The organism is Halomonas sp. BC2 (genome assembly GCF_002078115.1).
GTDB lineage: Bacteria > Pseudomonadota > Gammaproteobacteria > Pseudomonadales > Halomonadaceae > Vreelandella > Vreelandella stevensii.
In genome coordinates this window covers 401,373-403,896 of sequence record NZ_LFGT01000009.1, presented here as the reverse complement: position 1 = coordinate 403,896, position 2,524 = coordinate 401,373, and the positions used below count along the sequence as shown (strand labels likewise).

Below are 2,524 nucleotides of genomic sequence, written 5' to 3'. Positions count from 1 at the left end.
GTGACGGCAGAGAGCCAGAAACCTGGCGCGTCATCCAGGCGCTGGGCGGCGGCGCGGTTGCCGCGCAAATTCCAGATCAGCACATCCGTGTCCACCAGCATCAGTCGCTGCCCTCGAAGGAGCGCGGCGCGCGCAAATGGCGGACTTGGGTGTCAATCTCCTGGGCGCTTGCCTCGCCCTGATCTGCCCAGAGGCCGAACGCCGGGTTGGGGGCCAAGCGCTTGTTAGGTGTGGCAGACGCCACCCCCACTAGGCGAGCACATGGCTTGCCGTGAAAGGTGATCTCTACGGTCTCGCCACGCTGGGTAGCGGCAATCAAAGCTTTGGTTTGCAAGCGCAGCTGCTTGACGTTGGCATGCATGATGACTCACCTCTGCGGTATCGCTCAGACCCGACGCGGATGAACGGGTTATTTTTAAAGTGTAACCTGCTCGTCGATACCCTGCCAACCAGGATGCTTAGGCTTGGCGATAGTCGTTGCCCCTGTTGGCGGTTCAGGGTGCATCGGTGAATTTGGCAACAGTCTGTTGCCAAATTGCAGCGGCCCCCTGTGCTCAGCTTGTCGCTCCACTTTCAACAAAAATCGTTTGAACACTACCGCACCTGTACCCGTTTGCCCGCTGAAAGTGCCCCTTCCAGTTCTTTTCTCAGCTCATCCATAAACGCATCAACTTCCGCTTGGCTTTCTAGGTACACGCCACTATGCACGCGGCTGAGTACGTCGCTTACACGCACTCTTGCCACGGGTTTGGGGGCATTTACCGCCGCTGGTGCTGTTGCGGTGTGCGGGTCGTACGCTTTATCACCTGGTGCCGTTTGTGGGGCTGGCTTGGGGTTCTCTGATGTTGGAGCCGGTGTTGTGGTGTTACCCGCAAGCGTAGGCGGCTGCCGCTTGGCCGCTTCAGCCTGGGCGTGGTGAAGCGCATCCAAACTTTCTTCTTCTAACTCGACAGCGGCTTCAGTTTGCAGCTGGTAGATCTGCGCGACACTGACCGAGTGGTTGACCGAGGCTTTGAGCTGCTGCAGCGGGTGCAGCAAGCGGTTGCTGAGCTCGGCGGTACCTATGCCGCTTTTGGCTATTTCTGCGCTTACTTTGGCGATGCGCGTGTCGATACGGGCAATGGCGTGCTGGCGTTTTTCCTCCACCAAGCCGCTGTTAATGTCATCCAGCGTGCGTACCAAGCCATCCACCTTGTTGAGCATGGCGTAGGGGGCATCGGCGCGGTAAATGCGCTCACACTCCGCCAATACTTGCTGGGCCTGGGTGTTTTTCTCAAGCTCCAGGCGGTTCACCGCAAACCGATTGAGCGCTTGTTCTAGCTGCTGCCAGGTGGTGAGCTGCTTGGTAAAGAAATCGTTGAGATCACGGTAGTCTTCTTCAACATCGAGCAGCGTGTCTTGCTGGCTGGCGACGGTTTTGAAGAAGTCGAAGCTGTCGTCCAGGCGCAGCAGACGCTCCACTTCCCGCAGTGAGTTGTCAATGGCATTGCGACCGGGGAAGTTGCCCACGTCGGTTTTGCTTTTATACGCTTCTAGCTCCCGCCGCCAGCGGGATAAGCGGTCTACGTAATAGGTAAACAGCTCTTTTTCACTGGTGGGGCCTAGCTGGCCAAACAGCTCTTTGGTGAGGTTACGGGCTTTGTTGAGCACCGCATCTTCGGTTTGGCGCTTTTTCTGGAGGCGGACTTCACTGCGGCGGCGGGCGTTGTTGAGTAGCTCAAAGGCTTCTTTACCGCTGAGCGCGGGGCCAGCGGTGTGGAAGGTTAAGCGCCCAGCGGCATGCAGGCGGCCCAGAATCAGCAGCGTTTCGCCTTCCGGCCAGCCGAAAGGTCGATTGCTGAAGCGCTCAATCAGCGGGTTCAGTGGCACCGGTTCGCCGCCATGCAGCGAGATATACTGCTCTACCTCTTTCACCGCTTGAGCGTTGCCCTCTTCACCATCCAAGTTGAGGTTCTGGGTGCCCAGGTCATCGGCGGTTAATACGGCCTGCAGCTCGCGCATCGGCTCCGGGCTAAGCGCCGTGAGCTGGCTCAGCTTGTTGTAGGTGTTTTCCAGCAGGTAGCGGCAGGCTTCATCCAGGCGGGTGCTTAGCTGGCTGCGATTGAGTTCCAGCTTTTGGCCGAGCGCATAGGCGTCTGCATCTAATAGCATCTCTTCCAAACGCACACGCAGGCGTTTTTTACGCGCCTGGTTTTCCCGGCCACGGTCGGCCAGAATGCGCTCTACGCTGTGGTCGTTGGCCGATAGGTTCAGGCGAATAAACTTATCGGTTTTCAGCAGGGTGCGCAGCTCATCGGTAAAGCGCTTGTCGTCGGGCAGCTTAATCAGCACCTGCCCACCGTTATCGCCGCTTTTGTGAATGCAGCCTGCTTCGCTTAGCTGTACGTACTCCACATCCAGCGGTGAGACCACCTCTACCCTTAGCTGGCTCTGGTAGCGGCCATCCAGAGTGTGGCCATCCAGGTAACGTCCAATGCTGTAGTCGGTTTTGTTGACCGGATAGCGGTACTTGGCGCGGTCGCGC

The 2,524-nt window shown here is 58.2% G+C and carries 1 protein-coding gene and 1 pseudogene; both read right to left on the bottom strand.

Translation table 11 applies throughout. The features are described 5' to 3' along the window. Positions 1-100: 100 nt before the first annotated feature. Entirely contained in the window at positions 101-361 is a 261-nt protein-coding gene (locus B7L71_RS08265; RefSeq protein WP_062374361.1) for a type II toxin-antitoxin system Phd/YefM family antitoxin, read from the bottom strand. 233 nt (positions 362-594) lie between these two features. Then, positions 595-2,524, bottom strand: a pseudogene (locus tag B7L71_RS08260) (BREX system P-loop protein BrxC); the annotation flags it as partial.

Coding starts and splice junctions, on each gene's coding strand:
- B7L71_RS08265 (WP_062374361.1), bottom strand. CDS start 361: ATGCATGCCAACGTCAAGCAGCTGCGCTTGCAAACCAAAGCTTTGATT.